This is a genomic window from uncultured Phycicoccus sp. (genome assembly GCF_947495705.1).
Taxonomy (GTDB): Bacteria; Actinomycetota; Actinomycetes; order Actinomycetales; family Dermatophilaceae; genus Phycicoccus.
In genome coordinates this window covers 37,287-53,260 of the sequence record NZ_CANLZR010000005.1, presented here as the reverse complement: position 1 = coordinate 53,260, position 15,974 = coordinate 37,287, and the positions used below count along the sequence as shown (strand labels likewise).

General features: G+C 73.9%; 19 protein-coding genes. 8 read left to right on the top strand and 11 right to left on the bottom strand.

Annotated features, from left to right (window positions below; all coding sequences use genetic code 11):
- Nucleotides 1–3: 3 nt before the first annotated feature.
- Nucleotides 4–675 (bottom strand): MSMEG_6728 family protein, encoded by a 672-nt coding sequence (locus Q0963_RS08875; protein WP_299445066.1) that lies wholly within the window; start codon nt 673–675, stop codon nt 4–6.
- Nucleotides 676–804: 129 nt separating this feature from the next.
- Between Q0963_RS08875 and Q0963_RS08870 the strand changes: the two genes are divergently transcribed.
- On the top strand, nt 805–2,124 hold the full coding sequence (locus Q0963_RS08870; RefSeq protein ID WP_299445065.1) for a DUF2254 domain-containing protein: 1,320 nt from the start codon (nt 805–807) through the stop codon (nt 2,122–2,124).
- A gap of 25 nt (nt 2,125–2,149) precedes the next feature.
- Here Q0963_RS08870 and Q0963_RS08865 read toward each other — a convergent pair whose 3' ends face one another.
- The 6 genes from Q0963_RS08865 to Q0963_RS08840 form a co-directional block, all read right to left on the bottom strand.
- The gene (locus Q0963_RS08865) at nt 2,150–2,617 is read right to left on the bottom strand and encodes a Fur family transcriptional regulator (RefSeq protein WP_299445064.1); all 468 of its coding nucleotides are present in this window, start codon (nt 2,615–2,617) and stop codon (nt 2,150–2,152) included.
- Between the two features lie 65 nt (nt 2,618–2,682).
- Nucleotides 2,683–4,125 carry an ABC transporter ATP-binding protein gene (locus tag Q0963_RS08860; protein WP_299445063.1) on the bottom strand — a complete coding sequence of 481 codons (1,443 nt, stop codon included), beginning with the start codon at nt 4,123–4,125 and terminating at the stop codon, nt 2,683–2,685.
- The gene (locus Q0963_RS08855) at nt 4,122–4,955 is read right to left on the bottom strand and encodes an ABC transporter permease (RefSeq protein WP_299445062.1); all 834 of its coding nucleotides are present in this window, start codon (nt 4,953–4,955) and stop codon (nt 4,122–4,124) included. Before Q0963_RS08855 ends, Q0963_RS08860 begins: the two co-directional genes overlap by 4 nt.
- The gene (locus Q0963_RS08850; protein WP_299445061.1) at nt 4,952–5,920 is read right to left on the bottom strand and encodes an ABC transporter permease; all 969 of its coding nucleotides are present in this window, start codon (nt 5,918–5,920) and stop codon (nt 4,952–4,954) included. The genes Q0963_RS08855 and Q0963_RS08850 overlap by 4 nt, the downstream gene beginning before the upstream one ends.
- Nucleotides 5,917–7,464, bottom strand: coding sequence for an ABC transporter substrate-binding protein (locus Q0963_RS08845; protein ID WP_299445060.1), 1,548 nt, complete (start codon nt 7,462–7,464; stop codon nt 5,917–5,919). Before Q0963_RS08845 ends, Q0963_RS08850 begins: the two co-directional genes overlap by 4 nt.
- A gap of 103 nt (nt 7,465–7,567) precedes the next feature.
- Entirely contained in the window at nt 7,568–7,867 is a 300-nt protein-coding gene (locus tag Q0963_RS08840) for a thioredoxin family protein (protein WP_299445059.1), read from the bottom strand.
- Between the two features lie 66 nt (nt 7,868–7,933).
- Here Q0963_RS08840 and Q0963_RS08835 point away from each other — a divergent pair, with 66 nt between their 5' ends.
- The gene (locus Q0963_RS08835; protein WP_299445058.1) at nt 7,934–8,101 is read left to right on the top strand and encodes a hypothetical protein; all 168 of its coding nucleotides are present in this window, start codon (nt 7,934–7,936) and stop codon (nt 8,099–8,101) included.
- Between the two features lie 22 nt (nt 8,102–8,123).
- Here the strand turns inward: Q0963_RS08835 and Q0963_RS08830 are convergent, their stop codons facing one another.
- The 3 genes from Q0963_RS08830 to Q0963_RS08820 form a co-directional block, all read right to left on the bottom strand.
- Nucleotides 8,124–8,825, bottom strand: a complete 702-nt coding sequence (locus tag Q0963_RS08830; protein ID WP_299445057.1) for a Crp/Fnr family transcriptional regulator — start codon at nt 8,823–8,825, stop codon at nt 8,124–8,126.
- Nucleotides 8,826–8,998: 173 nt separating this feature from the next.
- Complete coding sequence (locus tag Q0963_RS08825; RefSeq protein ID WP_299445056.1) at nt 8,999–9,850, bottom strand: cytochrome c biogenesis CcdA family protein; 852 nt, start codon at nt 9,848–9,850, stop codon at nt 8,999–9,001.
- A 1-nt stretch (nt 9,851) separates the two neighbouring features.
- Nucleotides 9,852–10,361, bottom strand: coding sequence for a redoxin family protein (locus Q0963_RS08820; protein ID WP_299445055.1), 510 nt, complete (start codon nt 10,359–10,361; stop codon nt 9,852–9,854).
- A 152-nt stretch (nt 10,362–10,513) separates the two neighbouring features.
- On the opposite strand from Q0963_RS08820, the gene Q0963_RS08815 reads away from it, so the two are divergent.
- Nucleotides 10,514–11,686, top strand: coding sequence for a DUF3179 domain-containing protein (locus Q0963_RS08815; protein ID WP_299445054.1), 1,173 nt, complete (start codon nt 10,514–10,516; stop codon nt 11,684–11,686).
- 10 nt (nt 11,687–11,696) lie between these two features.
- Here the strand turns inward: Q0963_RS08815 and Q0963_RS08810 are convergent, their stop codons facing one another.
- Entirely contained in the window at nt 11,697–12,848 is a 1,152-nt protein-coding gene (locus tag Q0963_RS08810) for a MalY/PatB family protein (protein WP_299445053.1), read from the bottom strand.
- Nucleotides 12,849–12,937: 89 nt separating this feature from the next.
- On the opposite strand from Q0963_RS08810, the gene Q0963_RS08805 reads away from it, so the two are divergent.
- The 5 genes from Q0963_RS08805 to gcvH are packed head-to-tail and all read left to right on the top strand — an operon-like array spanning nt 12,938 to nt 15,965.
- The gene (locus Q0963_RS08805) at nt 12,938–13,534 is read left to right on the top strand and encodes a CDP-alcohol phosphatidyltransferase family protein (protein WP_299445052.1); all 597 of its coding nucleotides are present in this window, start codon (nt 12,938–12,940) and stop codon (nt 13,532–13,534) included.
- The gene (locus tag Q0963_RS08800) at nt 13,531–14,460 is read left to right on the top strand and encodes a DUF881 domain-containing protein (protein ID WP_299445051.1); all 930 of its coding nucleotides are present in this window, start codon (nt 13,531–13,533) and stop codon (nt 14,458–14,460) included. The genes Q0963_RS08805 and Q0963_RS08800 overlap by 4 nt, the downstream gene beginning before the upstream one ends.
- A complete protein-coding gene (locus Q0963_RS08795) occupies nt 14,457–14,789 on the top strand; it encodes a small basic family protein (RefSeq protein ID WP_299445050.1) in 333 nt (110 codons plus the stop codon). The genes Q0963_RS08800 and Q0963_RS08795 overlap by 4 nt, the downstream gene beginning before the upstream one ends.
- Nucleotides 14,786–15,550: a DUF881 domain-containing protein gene (locus tag Q0963_RS08790; protein ID WP_299445049.1), complete on the top strand. Its 765-nt coding sequence runs from the start codon at nt 14,786–14,788 to the stop codon at nt 15,548–15,550. Before Q0963_RS08795 ends, Q0963_RS08790 begins: the two co-directional genes overlap by 4 nt.
- 28 nt (nt 15,551–15,578) lie before the next feature.
- On the top strand, nt 15,579–15,965 hold the full coding sequence (gene gcvH / locus Q0963_RS08785; RefSeq protein WP_299445048.1) for a glycine cleavage system protein GcvH: 387 nt from the start codon (nt 15,579–15,581) through the stop codon (nt 15,963–15,965).
- Nucleotides 15,966–15,974: the final 9 nt, after the last annotated feature.

Sequence of the window (15,974 nt, the reverse complement as noted above, 5' to 3'; positions counted from 1 at the left end):
CGTTCAGGGCCGTTCGGCCCTCCGCGAGGAGTCCTTCTGCCCCGGCTCGGTGCCGGCGCTCTCCTGGGCGGCGTTGCGTCGGCGCGTCTGCCACGCCTTCGTGGCTGCGCGGCTGCGTCGGCGGTGCTCCCGCTGCGCCTCCAGCCGCGCACGCTCCTCGGCTCGCTGCTGGCGGCGAGCGGCGGCCTCGGCCTTGCGCCGTTCGGCCGCCAGCACGGCCGGTGACCGCACGGGCCACACGTAGGGCAGGTCGTCCGCGACGTCGGGGAACAACGGTCGATAGTGCTCGGGGTCCTTGCGCACCAGCGCCGACCGATGGCTCCGATGCAGCGCGTCGTCGCCGAGCCAGTCGGGTAGTGCGTTCGCGGCGGCCAGCTCGGACTGGGTGCGCAGCCGGTCGACCCCGGCCGCCCGCAGGTCGGTCGTCATCGTCAGGGCGCAGGTGTCTCCGAAGCCCAGCTCTGTCCAGACCTCGCAGCACGTGACCCCGTAGCGCCCGAGCGCCTCCTCGAAGCCGCGCCACATGAGGGCCGCGGGGTGGTTCGCCCATCCGTAGCCCGGCCAGGTCAGCGCCCGGATCACCTGGATCGTCTCCACCCGCTGCTTGCCCAGGCGCTTGCGGTCGAGCGCGCGCGCCGACCGCTCGAAGTCGGCGTAGGGGAGGAACGTCTGCATCCTGGCAGTCTGCCCGCGGGCGGCGCCGACAGCCGACCCGCGCCGATCGTTGCCGAGGGCGTGGCAGGATGGCGGCCCTGAGCTCGCGGATCGACCGGACCTCGGCACGACAGGGGCAGGAGGAGCCTGATGCTCTCCCGACTGACCGCCGTCAGTGACCGGTTGCGGAGCAGTCTCTTCTTCGTTCCGATGATGTTCGTCGTGGGCGGCATCGTCCTCGGGGAGGCGATGCTCCTGGTCGACTCCCAGGTCACCGGCATCCACCCTCGCCTGACCGCCACGGTCGACAGTGCCCGCACGGTTCTCACGACGGTGGCCGGTGCCACGCTGACGTTCGCCGGGATCGCGTTCTCGGTCAGTCTGCTGCTCATCTCGCTCGCGTCGAGCCAGTACTCGCCCCGCGTCGTGCACGGCATGTTCCGGGACCCGTTCAACAAGCGCGTGATGGGGCTGGTCATCGGCACCTTCACCTACTGCCTCGTCGTCCTGCGCGCGGTGCGCAGCCCGTTGGAGGGCAGCGGCGAGGCCATCGTCCCCAGCGTCTCGATCCTGCTCACCGTCGTGCTCGGCATCGCCTCGATCCTCTCGATCGTCGCCTTCATCAACCACGCGGCGCACTCCATGGACGTCTCGCAGATCCTGCGCCGCGTCACCGACGAGGTGCTGAGCCAGGCCGACGACGCCTGGCCGGAACCGGAGCCGGAGGCCCCCGAGGAGGCGGCAGGCGAGGCGACGGCGAACCTGCCCCAGGGCGCCGCCGCGGTCCGCTTCTCCGCCCACGGGTGGGTGCAGAACGTCGACTACGACGCACTCCTGGCCGGCCTGCCGTCCGGGTCGCGGACGCGCTTGGACACCTTCGCCGGGCAGTACGCCGTGCAGGAGACGCCGATCTGTCATGTCTTCCCGCCCCCCGAGGACGCCGCCGCGGTCGAGCGCGCGGTCAGAGCCGCGGTGATCGTGGGTGAGACCCGCACGCTGCAGCAGGATGTCGCGTACGGGGTGCGGCAGCTCGCCGATGTGGCGCTCAAGGCCATGTCGCCCGGCATCAACGACCCGACGACGGCGCACGACGCGGTCTCGCACCTCGGCAGCGTCCTGGCTGACCTGCTCCGCCGCCGGCCACCCGCCCGGACGCTGCGCGGCCGGGAGGGTCAGGTCCTGCTGGTTCCGCACGCCACCACCCACGCCCGGCTCGTGGACCTCGCCTTCGACGAGGTGCGGATCGCCTCCGCGGAGCAGCCGACGGTGCTCATCTATCTGCTCGCGGTGCTGGACCAGGTCGAGCAGTCGCTCCACGGCCTGGACCGGCGCGACGCCGTCGACGCTCTCCGGAGGCAGGCTGACCTGGTCCGGGCGATGAACGAAGAAGCGGACGTGCCGGAGGCGGACCGCGACCGCGTCCGCCGCGCCTACGACCAGCGGTACGGGAGCCGACCGTCGGAGCCCTGATCCCGCTCGACCCGTCTCCGCGCCGTCACCGGGGCGAGGAGGCCGATGTCGGCGAGGCCCGCCGGGCAGCGTCCTGGCAGGGCGGGCAGATGCCGGACAGCTCCAGGGTGTGACCGACCTCGGCGAACCCGTGCCGGGTGGCCACGTCGTCGGCCCAGGTCTCGACCGCAGCCCCCCGCACCTCGATCGTCCGCCCGCACGAGCGGCACACCAGGTGGTGGTGGTGCGTCGAGCCGCACTCGCGGTAGACGGTCTCGCCGGCGTCGGTGCGCATCGCGTCGGCGGTCCCGGCCTCGACCAAGGTCTGCAGCGCGCGGTAGACGGTGGCGAGCCCCACCGACGCGCCCCCGGTTCGCATGGCGGCGTGGATGTCCTGGGCGCTGCGGAAGTCCCGGCTCCTCCCGAGCTCGTCCCGCACGCCCTGGAACTGCCGCGTCGACCGCTCGCGCCCGGCACGGTTCGACGGGGCGCCGGAAGTGGATCCTGTGGGCACGCGACCTCGCTGGGTGGGGTCGACTCACCGTACCTCGGGCCGGGTGCGGGGGAGCGGAGTTGCCGTCACGCCTGCCCGAGCTCGATGCGGTGCTCGGTGACCGCAGCGGCCAGGGCCGGGTCGTGGGTGACCAGGAGCAGCGCGCACCCGGTGCCGGTGACCTCGGTCATGAGGAGGTCCATCGTCGTCTCCTGGGTGGCCAGGTCCAGGCGGGAGGTGGCCTCGTCGGCGAAGACCAGGACGGGGCGGGCGAGCATCGCCCGCACGACGGCGATGCGCTGCAGCTCGCCACCGGACACCTGGCCGGGCCGCCGGCGCAGGATCTCGGGGGGCAGGCCGACGTGCGCCAGGAGCGACCTCAAACGGTCCTCGCCGGCGCCGTGGCGGCGCAGCACGTCGCGCAGCGGGCCCTCGAGCGGGACCCGGCGGGGGAAGGACGAGGTGGGGTCCTGGTAGAGCTTCTGCACCCGGCCGCCGCGGGTGGCGGGATGGCGCGCGACCGAGCCGGCGTCCAGGCTCGCCAGGCCGACCACCGCGTTGCCGAGCGTGGTCTTGCCGGCACCGCTCGGGCCGGTGAAGGCCCACCGCTCGCCGGCCCGGATGTCCAGGGAGAGGTCGCGGAACAGCACGTGGTCCCCGTACGACTTCGAGATCCCCCGCGCGCTGACCAAGGGCTCGGCCGTCCGGTCCGCCGTGGGCGGGCTGGTCCACGCGTGCCTCCAGCGGGACGGCTCGGCGGCCACCAGGCGCTCGGTGTAGGCGTGGCGCGGCGCGGTGAGGACCCGGTCGGCGGGGCCGCCCTCCACGACCGAGGCGTCCCGCATCACCAGCACCTCGCCGCCCAGCCGGCGGGCCAGGCGCAGGTCGTGGGTGATCGTCAGCAGGAGGCCGCCGTCGGCGACGTGGCCGGCGAGCAGGTCGGCGAGCCGGTCCAGCGACGCCGGGTCGAGCCCCTTCGACGGTTCGTCGACGACGAGGATCCGGGCCCCGCCGATGGTCGCCGCCGCATACGCGACACGCTGAGCCATGCCACCCGACAGGGTGTGAGGGTAGGCCGCCCCGGAGCCGGCCAGCCCGACGTGGTCGAGCCGCTCATCGGCCAGGCGCAGGGCCGCGCGGTCGCGGGGCCGCCAGCCACGTGCCCCCTCGGCGACCTGAGCGCGCACCCGCATCGTCGGGTCGAGCGACAGGCCCGGTTCCTGGGGGAGCAGTGCCAGCTCGCGTCCCCACAGGTGACGGCGGCCGCTGCGGTCGGCGAGGTCGAACCGGGCCGGCCCGATCGCCATGGATCCCTCGGCGACGAGCTCGGGCGGGAGGGTGCCCATGAGGGCATGCGCGAGCACGGACTTCCCCGACCCGCTCTCGCCCACGATGGTCAGGGGTCGGCCCGGGGCGATGCGCAGGTCGGCGACGTCGACGAGCGTCACGGTGCCGTGCCTGACGGTGGCCCTCGGGACGCTCAGGGCGTGGTCGGTGCCGCGGTCGGTGACGAGAGCGGTCTCGGTCATGAGGGGTCCTCGGAGGTGCGCAGGCCCAGGAAGCAGACGGTGAGCAGGAAGAGCACCGTGACCGGTGCCAGCGCGAGCCAGGGCGCGATGTCGTAGAAGGGGAAGGAGTCGGTGATCATCAGGCCGAGCTCGGCGCGCGGTGGCTGGAGGCCGACCTTGACGAAGCCGAGCGTCGACATGGCGAGGATGGAGGTGACCATGCCGAGCGAGGCGAGCGTGGTCAGCAGCTGCCGCAGGTCGGGCCACAGGTGCCGCCGGACCACATGGACCGGGCCGAGGCGGAGCAGCCGGGCCGCCTCGACGGCGGGGGAGCCGAGGACCAGGCCGGTGCGCGCCCGCACGACCCGGAAGTACTCCACCCACTGGGCGAGCGCGAGCCCGAGGTAGAGCGCCCAGATGCCGCCGGAGCCGAGGGCCGAGACGAGGAGGACGACGAGCAGGGCGGGGATGGCGACGAAGGCCTCCGACACCGCGCGCAGGAGGGCGTCGACCCACCCGCCGAGCCACGCCGACACCACGCCCGCGGTGGTGCCGAGGACCAGCGCGGTGGCGACGCACCCCGCCGCCAGGACGAGTGAGAGCCGGGCCGCGTGCGCGAGCCGGGCCAGCACGCTCCGGCCGTAGTCGTCCCGGCCGAGCGGCTCGGCGAGGGTCGGGGCTTCGAGGTAGCGGCTCAGGTCCTGGGCGGCAGGGTCGGGGAGCATGAGGGGGCCGATGACCGCGAAGACCGCCAGCGCCAGGAGCCCCCCGAGGGCCACCACGCGCGTGAGCGGGCGTCGTCGGCGCGCCCCGTCGACCGTCGCCGCCGCCTCGAGCAGCGGGGTCGTCATGCGCGGGCCTCCTGTCGGCGGGGTCGAGGGTCGAGCCACAACCCGGCGACGTCGACCAGCGTGTTGAGCGTGACGATGAGCAGGGCCAGGGCGAGCGCGGCGGCCTGGAGGACCGGCACGTCGCGCCAGAACACCGCATGGACCAGGGCGTGCCCGAGGCCCTGCCAGGCGAAGAGGCTCTCGACGACGACGACTCCCTCGACGAGGATGACCGCCTGGACGCCCAGGTAGGGGACCAGGACGACGGCGGCGTTGCGGACGACGTGGCGCAGGAGCACCCAGCGCTCGGCGAGTCCCTTGGTGTGGGCGAACCGGACGTAGTCGGACTGCCGCACCTCGACCACGGCGTCGCGCGTGACCCTGGCCACCAGGCCGGACAGGCCGATGCCGAGGGTGAGTGCCGGCAGCACGATCCCGGACGCGCTGTCGTGGCCCACGGCCGGGAGCAGCCCGAGCTGGGCGGAGAGGACGATCACGAGCACGAGGCCGAGCAGGAACGGCGGCACCGCCCGGACCCCGGCGACCCATGCCGTGGCCAGGCGGTCCACCGGGCCGCCGGGCCGGCGGGCGGCCAGGACGCCGGCTGCGCCGCCGAGGACGGTGGCGAAGGCGAGGGCGACAGCGGCCAGCTGCAGCGTGCCGAGCAGGTAGTACCCGACCTCCTCGACCACCGGGCGCGAGGTCACGAGGGACCGTCCGAGGTCGAGCCGGAACAGGTCGCCCAGCCAGCCGCCCAGCTGCTGCCACGCGGGCCGGTCCAGCCCGAGCTCGGCCCGGACGGCGTCCGCGGCCTTCTCGTCGACCAGGTCGTAGCCGTAGCGGCCGGCGGCGATCCGGTACGCGGCGTCGCCGGGTAGCCGCCGGACGACCAGGAAGCAGAGCACGGAGACCAGGACGGCAACGCCGACCGACTGGGCGCCGCGCCGGGCGAGCACCCCTCCGAGGGCGCGGATGCGCAGACTCACGAGGCCCACCGCAGGTCGGTGATGCGCCAGCTGGTCTCGAGGGGGTCCAGCACGAAGCCCTCGACGCTCTCGCTGACAGCGGCGTTCATGCGGTACCACGCCACCGGGATGAGCGGCAGCTGGCTCTGGGCGGTGCCGACGATGGCCCGGCGGTGCTCAACGGCCGCGTCCTCGGGGGCGCCGGCCAGCAGTGCCTCCACGGCGGTCTCGACGGCCGGGTCGCGCCAGTTCATGACGCCCCAGTCCGCGCCGTCGGGGTCGAAGACGGCGGCCACGTCGATCAGCGGGTCCGAGACGAGGGCGAAGTGCTTGGCGATGAGGGCGAGCTCGAGGCTGTCGTCGGCCTGCGCGGCCGGGATCTCGCTCGAGTTGGCCACCTCGACGTCGACGGCGACGCCCACGTCGGCGAGCGCGGCCTGGATCGCCGTGGCCAGGGCCGGCAGCTCGGCACGGTCGGGGTAGGTCAGGAGGTCGAGCCGGAGCGGCTCGCCGTCCCGGTGCAGCATGCCGTCGGCCCCGGGTGCCCACCCCGCCTCGGCCAGCAGGGCCCGGGCGGCCTCCCGGTCGTGGCGGAGGGGCTCGAGGTCGGCCTGCCAGGAGTCCAGCGAGGGCGGCAGCAGCTGGGTCGCGGCCAGCCCCTCCTCGCGGAGCACCGCCCCCGCCATCGCCTCGCGGTCCAGGGCCAGGCTGAGCGCTCGGCGCACCCGCACGTCGGCGAGCGCCGGGTGGCCGGCGTTGACCTTGAGCAGGATCGTCCGGGGCTGGAGGCTCGACTCCAGGCCGACTCCGGCGGTGGTCTCGATGCGCTGGCGTCCGGCGGGCTCCAGGCCGAAGACCACGTCGGCCTGGTCGCTGGCTGCCATCAGCGCGCGGGTCTCGGCCCGCCCGACGGACTGGAACGAGACGTTCCGGATCGCGGGCGGCGCGTCCCGCCACCCGTCGAAGCGGGTGGTCCTGATCGACGCCGGCAGCTGGACCCGCTCCACCTCGTAGGGGCCGGACCCGATGACCGAGGTGACACGGCCCGCGTCGTCGTAGGACCCGGGGGCGAGGACGGCGGTGCTGTAGTGCGTCAGCACGGCCGGCAGCGTGAGGTAGGGCGCGGCGAGCTCGACGACGACCGAGGACCCCTGGGCCCGGAGTGCCTCGATCGGCGTCTCGGCCAGGGGGCTCGCCTCCTGCGCGGCGGCCGTCTCGAGGGCGCCGATGACCGTGTCGGGCGTGACCGGCGTCCCGTCGTGGAAGGTGGCGCCCTCCACGAGGTCGAACGTCCACTCGGTGTGGTCGCTCGAGGAGGACCAGTCGGTGGCCAGGGCGGGGGCCAGCTCCCCGTCGATGTCGCTGGTCACCAGGGTCTCGGCGACCTGCAGGCGGGTGAAGACCTCCCCGTCCACGGCCGGGTCGAGGCTGTGGACCTCGAACGGACCCGCGATCCGGAGCGTGTCGGGGGAGCTCGTGGGGCCGGTGCCCGTGCTGCAGGCGGTGAGCCCGATGAGTCCCGCGGAGACGACCGCGGGACCCAGGAGGCGAAGGGGGCGACGCATGTGAGGTCTGCCTTCCGGGGTGGGGGAGAGGATGCGCCCCGGACAGTATTGATAACGATTGTCAATGTCAAAAAGGCTGCCGGCCGCGGCTGGACCGGCGCGCTCAGCCGGCGCCGAGGACCGCTCGGAGCTGCTCGAGGGTCGGTGCGCCCGCGTACCCGTCCGGGGTCCGGTACCTGCGACACGACAGCCCCGGCTGTTCTCCGGGCTCCGCGAACGGGTCGACGCCGTCGACGAGGATGCTCGGCGAGCCGAGGAATCCCACGCGGTCGGCCTCCTCGGGGGTCTCCACCAGCCGGTGGGTGATGGTGATGTCGGGGCGGCCCGCCGCGAGCTCGCGCACGCGCTGGTCGGCCACCTCCCAGTGCGGGCAGCCCCCGAAGTACAGCAGCGTGATCTCCATCCCCCGACGGTAGACGGCGGACGGCGCGGCGGATCGGCGCCGACCGAGCGGGTCTACCCTCGACGGATGAGACGCGCTGCAGTCGTCGCGGTCGGTGTGTACCTGACCGCGGCCGTCGCGACCCGCGCCGCGGAGGCGGCGGGATACCAGCAGTGCCACTGCTCGTCCACGTGCTGGTGTCGCCGGCCACTCCTCAGCGCCTTCCGCTGGGTGGCCCCGGTGGGCCACCGGTAGCCGCGGGCTGCGCCGCCGACGGTCAGGGCTCGCCGGCCGACGCCGCGAGGGCGGCCAGGTCGAGGATGGCCACCCGCCCGCGCCCGAGTGCCACGAGTCCCCGGTCGGCGTACTCGTTGAGCACCTTCGTCGCCGTCTCGCGCGAGGTGCCGGCGAGGGCCGCCACCTGTTCGTGGGTGAGCCGGACCTGCGGCCGGCCGCCCAGCCGCCGCGGCGGTTCGGCCTCGGCGACGAGGCAGAGGGTGCCGGCGATGCGCTGCGGGGCGCTCTTGAAGACGCTGTCGGACAGCCGCCGCTCGAGCTGGGAGACCCGGGCGCCCAGGATCCCGAGGATGCGGGCGGTGATGCGGGGGTCCGAGAGCAGGAAGCGCTGGACGTCGGCTCGGCTCAGCACACAGACCGTGACGTCGTCGAGGGCCTCGGCGAAGTTGTCGTGCATCTGCTGGCCGAGCACGAGCATCTCGCCGAAGATCGTTCCTGGGGTGATGATCGCCGTGGTCAGGGCGTGTCCGTCGGCGGAGACCCGGAAGATGCGGACCCGGCCCTCCTTGAGGATGAAGAGCACCTCGGCCGGCTGGGGTGGTGAGTACACCAGGTCGCCGGGCGTGAACCGTCGCATCGGGGCTGCGGCGGCGATCGCCGCCATCTCCCGGTCCTCGAGGTCGGCGAAGATGTCGACCTCGGCGATGCACCAGGGGTCGGGGGTCACGGTGTGGCCGTCCACGTCGCTCAGCTCCTCGCGGTGTCGCGGCGCCCAGGGTGGGGGGCGGCAGACGTCGAGCGCGCCACGACACGCCACCGGACCCGGTGTCGAGCCCCCGGTCCGGCGCGGCAACCCGACCATCCCATTGTCGACCGCGCCGGCCGTCCCGTCCACGGTGTCGGGTCCCACGCCGCTCACCGGCGCCGGCTCGTGACCAGCCGGACCGCTCGCACCGCGCCGATGGACGCGAGCGCCCCGACCACGACGACGACGAACCCGGTCGGCCCCACCGCTGCGACGGCCTGGGCCAGCGACTGCTGGACCTGCGCGGCCGCCTCGATCACCGGGTCGTCGGGTCCGGCTCCGCCGAGGACCCGGATCTCCCACCACCCGTAGTAGGCGACGTAGGCACCGACGACCAGCAGCAGGGAGCCACTGATGAGCGGCATCCTCCGGCCCACCCGGCGCGCGCCCCGGACCAGCGAGCTGCGCGCCAGGGCCACGGCCAGTGCGGCCGACCCGACGACCAGACCCATGCCCGCCGCGTAGAGAGCGAAGAGGCCGAGGCCCGCGAGTGGGGACTCGGCGCGGAAGGAAGAGACGACGACGGCGAGGAACGGGGCGATGGTGCAGGTGAGGCTGGCGAGCGCGTAGGAGACCCCGAACCCGAACATCGAGCCCAGCGAGCGGGTGACCGGCCTGCCGGGCCGGGAGCCCCACGCGGGCAGGACGAGCCCGTGGCCGGTCACGAGCCAGAGCCCGGCCCCGAACACCGCTGCTCCGGCCAGCACGCTGAACCACGGCAGGTACCGCTGGGCCGAGCTCGCGACGGGAGCCACGACGGCGCCGAAGACGGCGAAGGCGGCGGTGAACCCTGCCGTCATCGCCACCGTCATCCGCAGCGCCCGCACCACCGCGGCCGTCCGGCTCGGGTCCTCACCCGTGACCAGCAGCGACAGGTACGCCGGGAGGAGGGCGAAACCGCAGGGGTTGAGCGCCGCGAGCATCCCGGCGGCGAGGGCCAGAGCCGCGGTGCCGGTCAGCACCTCAGCCCACCAGCTCCGCCACCCGGGCGGCGAGGTCCTCGTTGTCGAGGTACCCCTGAGCGGCCACGCGCCCGTCGGCGTCCAGGAGGACGTAGGTGCTCTGGGCCGTGACGGCGAAGTGCACCCAGAGCGAGCCGTCCTCGTCGACGAGGTGGGTGACCCCGTCGACGGAGCTGCCGTAGTCCCGGATGTCCGCGGGCGGGGCGAGCCCGCCGACCCCGACGACGTGCACCCGGCCGGCGTACGTCGCGCTCACGGCCTGGACCGTTCCCGCTTGTGCTCGGCACGTGGGGCACCAGGGCGCCCAGAACCAGAACACCGCGGGCCGCCCGGCCAGCGACCGGCCGTCGAGGGTCGAGCCGTCCAGCGTCTCGGCGGTGAACGACAGGCTGGCGGGGGCGGCAGGGAGGGCTCCTGGACCGGGATCCGGGTCGTCCCCGGCCGGGGCGGTACATCCGCTCAGGGCCAGGGCCACCCCGAGGACCAGCCGCGTGAGCACCGTCGACCGCATGTCGCCCTCCTCGTCGGGAGACCTCAGTGTGCGGGTGGCGCGTGGCCCCGTCCGTGTCCGCGGTCACGGAACCCGACCCACCGCCGGACCCATGCTCGGGGCAGGCCCGACGCGCCACCTCGGCGCCCGGGTACGCACGGGAGGTACTGACCATGAGCCGGATCGCACCCCTGCTGGCCGTCGCCGGTCTCGCCCTCGTGACCGCCTGCGCGGGCACGACCACCGTCGAGGAGCCCGCCGGGTCCTCGTCCGGTCGGTCCGTCCAGGCACCCCGCGAGGACGTCCCCTCGGCCCTGGACGACCCCCGGAACGACACTTTCCCGGACCCACTGATCGACCTCGACGACCTCCTGTCCGGGGGCCCCCCGCCGGACGGCATCCCGCCGATCGACGAACCCCGCTTCGAGCCGGCCGGGACGGTGGACTGGCTGGAGGGCGACGAGCCGGTCCTGTCGCTGACGGTCGCGGGGGAGACCAGGGCGTACCCGCTGCGCGTCATGACCTGGCACGAGATCGTCAACGACGAGGTCGGAGGGGTCCCGGTGGCGGTCACCTTCTGCCCCTTGTGCACCTCCGGTGTGGCCTTCCTCCGAACCGTGGCCGACCGCGGGGTGCTGTCCTTCGGCACCTCCGGGCAGCTCTACGCGGACAACCTCGTGATGTACGACCGCCAGACCGAGTCCCTCTGGCCGCAGCTCACCGGCGTGGCCTCGGTGGGGGCCCTCACGGGCACCGCGCTGGAGGCGATCCCGATGGGGACCGTCGGCTGGCGGGACTTCGCGGCCGCCCACCCCGAGGCGCTCGTCCTGTCGCAGGACACCGGCTTCGCCCGGCCGTACGGCACCAACCCGTACGCGGGATACGACGACCCGGACGGCCGGCTGCTGTTCGCCCTGCCCGGCGACCCCGACACCCGGCTCTCCGTCAAGGAGCGGGTCGTCGGCGTCAGCGACGGGTCGGACGCCGTCGCGGTCCGGCGGGCCTCGCTCGTCGGGCGTGGACCGCTGGAGCTGACGGTGGGGAGTCGGGACGTCGTGCTCTGGCATCGGCCGGGGCAGGCCTCGGCCCTGGACACCAGCCGGATCGCCGACGGCGCCGAGATCGGGTCGGTCGGGGTGTTCGAGCCCCTGGTGGGGGACCGGCTGCTCCATTTCGAGCTGCGCGGCGAGGACATCGTGGACCGGGAGACGGGGAGCCGGTGGGACGTCCTGGGTCGAGCCACATCCGGTCCGCTGGACGGGGCCGAGCTGACCCCGTCCCTGTTCCTGGACACCTTCTGGTTCGCGTGGGTGGCGTTCCACCCCGATACCCGGCTCGTGCCGTGACGCCGGCGTCTCAGAGCACGGATGCCATCCGGCGCACGGCCTCCTCGATGATGCCGGGGGAGGTCGCGAAGTTGAGCCGGACGAAACCCTGGCCGCCCCCCGGGTCGTAGCGGGGCCCGGAGCCCAGCGCGACCCGGGCCTTCTCCCGGAAGACGGTGGCGGGGTCGTGCCGGAGCCGCAGCGGCCGACAGTCGAGCCAGGCGAGGTACGTCGCGGCGGGTGCCCGCCAGCGCACGTCCGGCAGGTGCTCGGTCAGGAGCCGCCCGAGCAGCGCGCGGTTGTCGGCGAGCTCGGTGAGCAGGTGCGCCTGCCAGACCCGGCCGTCGCGCATCGCGGCCACGTGCCCGATCTCGCCGAGATGCGAGGAGCCGTGGGTGTGGACCTCGTGGAGCAGGCCGAGATCGTCGCGCGCCTCCGCGCCCGCCACGACGACGGCGGACTTGAGCCCGGCGAGGTTCCACCCCTTCGAGGGCGAGAACGCCGCGAAGCCGTGCTCGCCGCCGGGCACCGTCAGGTACGGCGTGAAGCCCGGCCCGCCGGGGTACACGAGCGGGGCGTGGATCTCGTCGCTGACGACCCGGACGCCGTGGTCGTGGGCGAGCGCCGCCAGGGCAGCGAGCTCCTCGGCCGTGTGCACCGTCCCCGTGGGGTTCTGCGGGTTGCACAGGAGGTACGCGGCGCGCTGCCCCGACGCCGTCGCGGCCCGGAACGCGGCCGCGAGGCCCGCGAGGTCGAGACGGCCGTCCGGCCCGAGCGGGGCGTCCACGCGGCGACGGCCGATCGCCTCGACGAAGCCGAAGAACGAGTCGTACACCGGAGGCGACACGATGACCGGGCCGCCCTCGTCGGTGAGGACCCGGAGCATCTCGCTCACGCCGATCATGACGTCGGCGACGACGACCGCATCGGCGGGATCCACGGACCAGTCCCACATGTCCGAGGCGTAGCGGGCGACCTCCGCCGCGTAGCGCGGTGCCCAGCCGTACCCGGTGTCGCCGCGGGCCATCGCCGCGCTCACGGCCTCGACGACGGCCGGGCACGGCGCGGCGTCCATCTCGGCGACCCACAGCGGCAGGACGTCCGGCGGGTAGGCCAGCCACTTGACGCTGGTCCGGTCCCGGCGGAGTTCCCTCTCGGTCGCGCCGAGGATGGCGGTGCTCATCCCGCCACTGTATGGAACCGCGACACCAGGACCGGCTCCGGTGCGGAGGTCGGCGCGGATGCCCGGCGCGACGACATACAGTGGCGCGCATGTCCGGCGAGGGGTCGCAGCACCCGGTGAGCACGCGTGTCCTCACCGTCCCCAACGTCCTGTCCGCCCTCCGGTTCGTCGGGGTGCCCGTGTTCCTCTGGGCGCTCCTCACCGAGCGGGACGCGCTCGCGATCGTCCTTCTCACCGCCTCGGGCATCACCGACTACCTCGACGGCAAGATCGCCCGCCGGTACGGCCTCGAGTCCCGGCTGGGGCAACTGCTGGACCCCGTGGCCGACCGGCTCTACATCGCGTCCACCCTGCTGGGGCTCGCGTGGCGCGACGTGCTCCCGTGGTGGGTCGTCGCCGTCCTGTTCGCCCGGGAGGCGTTCATGGCCGTCGTCGTGCTCATCGCCAAGCGGCACGGCTGGCTGGGGCTGCCGGTCCACTTCGCCGGCAAGGCCGCCACGTTCAACCTCCTGTACGCCTTCCCGATCCTGCTCCTCGCCGACGGCGACGGCACCGCCGCCCGGATCGCCGAACCGATCGGGTGGGGCTTCGCGTGGTGGGGCATCACGCTCTACTGGTTCTCCGCGGGGCTCTACGCCGTCCAGCTGCGCCGGTTGCTCGCCCATCGACGCCTGGCCGCCGCATGACCGACGAGACGCCCGGGCCGCGCAAGGAGCGTCGCGGCGGCAACCGCCCGGAGCGCCGCCCGGACGCGTCCATGACCCTGATCCGCACGATGATGGAGCGTCCGCTCGACCCGGGCTACGCGGCTGCGGCCGAGCGGCGCCACCGGGCCGGGCTGCCCGGCTCCACGTCCCTGCGGTCACCGCGGCTCGCCCTGGCGACGATCGGGCTCGGACTCCTCCTCGGGGTGGCCGCGGCCAACCTCACCGCGGAGGACTCACCTCGCGCGGCCGCCCGCGAGGAGCTCATGCAGCAGATCGAGGACCGCCGCACCGAGGTCGACGTGCTGTCCGCGCAGGCCCAGGACCTCCAGGCCCGGGTCACGACGCTGGAGGCGGCTCAGCTCGCCGGCCAGGGTGACGGCGAGCGGAGCCGCGAGCTCGCCATCGCCGTCGGTGCCCTGCCGATGGAGGGGCCGGGCGTGCGGGTCACCCTCGACGACGCACCGGACGCCGACGAGGCGACGGGCGACGACGCCGACCAGAAGCGCGTCTTCGCCCGGGACCTCCAGTTCGTCGTCAACGCGCTGTGGGCGGCCGGAGCCGAGTCCGTGAGCATCAACGGCCACCGGCTCACGTCGGTGTCCGCGATCCGGTTCGCCGGGTCCGCGCTCGTCGTCGACTACCGGCCCCTGGCCCGCCCGTACGTCGTGACCGCCCTCGGCGACCCGCGCGAGCTGCCGGCCCGGTTCGCCGACGGCGCGGGCGGCAGCTACCTCTCGACGCTGCACAGCACCTTCGGGATCCGGGCAGACACCGAGGTCTCCGCGGACCTCGAGGTGCCCGCCGCGGTGGGCCTGACGACGCGCTTCGCGCGCATTGTGGATACTGGGTCGTCCCCGAGCAGCGGGGCATCGACCGCGAGCGAGACGGAAGGCGGAGCGCCGTGATCCCTGCCATCGGGCTCGCCCTCGGCATCGTCGTCGGCCTCCTGCTGGAGCCGGCGGTGCCCATCTGGCTGCAGCCCTACCTGCCGATCGCCGTCATCGCGGCGCTTGACGCGGTCTTCGGCGCCGTCCGGGCGATCCTCGACGGCATCTTCAGCGACAAGGTGTTCGTCGTCTCGTTCCTGTCCAACGTCGTCGTCGCGGCGTTCATCGTCTTCCTCGGCGACAAGCTGGGCGTCGGCAGCCAGCTGTCCACCGGGGTCGTCGTCGTCCTCGGGGTGCGCATCTTCTCCAACGTCGCCTCGATCCGCAGGCACCTGTTCGACGCATGACGACGCCGGACCGCGAACCTCGATCCCCGGAGAACGCGCGCCACGCGTGGTCCCGGCTGCGCCGCGCCGGCGCGCCGTCGTTCAGTCGCTCGAACCTGCTCGCGATGCTGCTCGCCGCCTCCCTGGGGTTCGCGATCATCACGCAGGTCCGCCAGACCTCGGTCCAGGGCCTCGAGAACCTCCGCGAGGACGAGCTGGTCCGGATCTTCGCCGACGTCGACCAGGACGGTGAGCGGCTGGGCGACGAGGTCCGCGACCTCCAGACCTCCCTCGAGCTCCTCGAGAGCCGGACGACGGGGGAGGCCGAGGCGCAGCGGGCGGCCCAGGAGCGGCTCGACGCCCTCGGGATCCTCGCGGGCACGGCACCGGCAGCCGGGCCCGGGATCATCCTGCGGATCAGCGACCCCCAGCGGGCGGTGGAGGCGACGCTGCTGCTGGACGCCGTCCAGGAGCTGCGGGACGCCGGCGCGGAGGCGATGCAGATCGGCGACGTCCGGATCGTGGCCAACACGTGGTTCGCCGACACCCCGGACGGGGTCTCGGTCTCGGGCACCGAAGTCCGCCCGCCGTACGTCATCACCGCCATCGGCGACGCGAACACCCTGGCCGGTGCCATGCAGATCCCCGGCGGGGTCACGGCGACCTCGCGACGGGTCGGCGCCGAGGCCACCGTCGACATCCGGACCCGCGTCGTCGTCGACGCGTTGCTGAGTGTCGCCACGCCTCAGTACGCTCGCCCCGTCCCCACGACCAACCCCTGACGTGGCCACGGCCCGAGACAGGAACGACATGAGCGACCTCGAGTACCCCGCAGGCCTGCGATACACCGCCGAGCACGAGTGGGTCCGCACCGAGGGCGAGAACGTCCGGGTGGGCATCACCGCCTTCGCCCAGGAGGCACTCGGCGACGTCGTCTACGTGAGCCCGCCCACCGTCGGCGACTCCGTGGCGGCCGGCGACACCTGCGGCGAGGTGGAGTCCACCAAGTCCGTCAGCGACCTGTACGCGCCCGTCGCCGGCGAGATCACCGCGGTCAACCCGGCCCTCGACGCGACGCCCGAGCTCGTCAACTCCGACCCCTACGGCGAGGGCTGGATGTACGAGCTGCGCCCCGCGAACCCGGCCGACGTCGAGGCACTGCTCGACGTCGAGGCGTACACCGCCCAGCTCAGCTGAGCCGGGCGC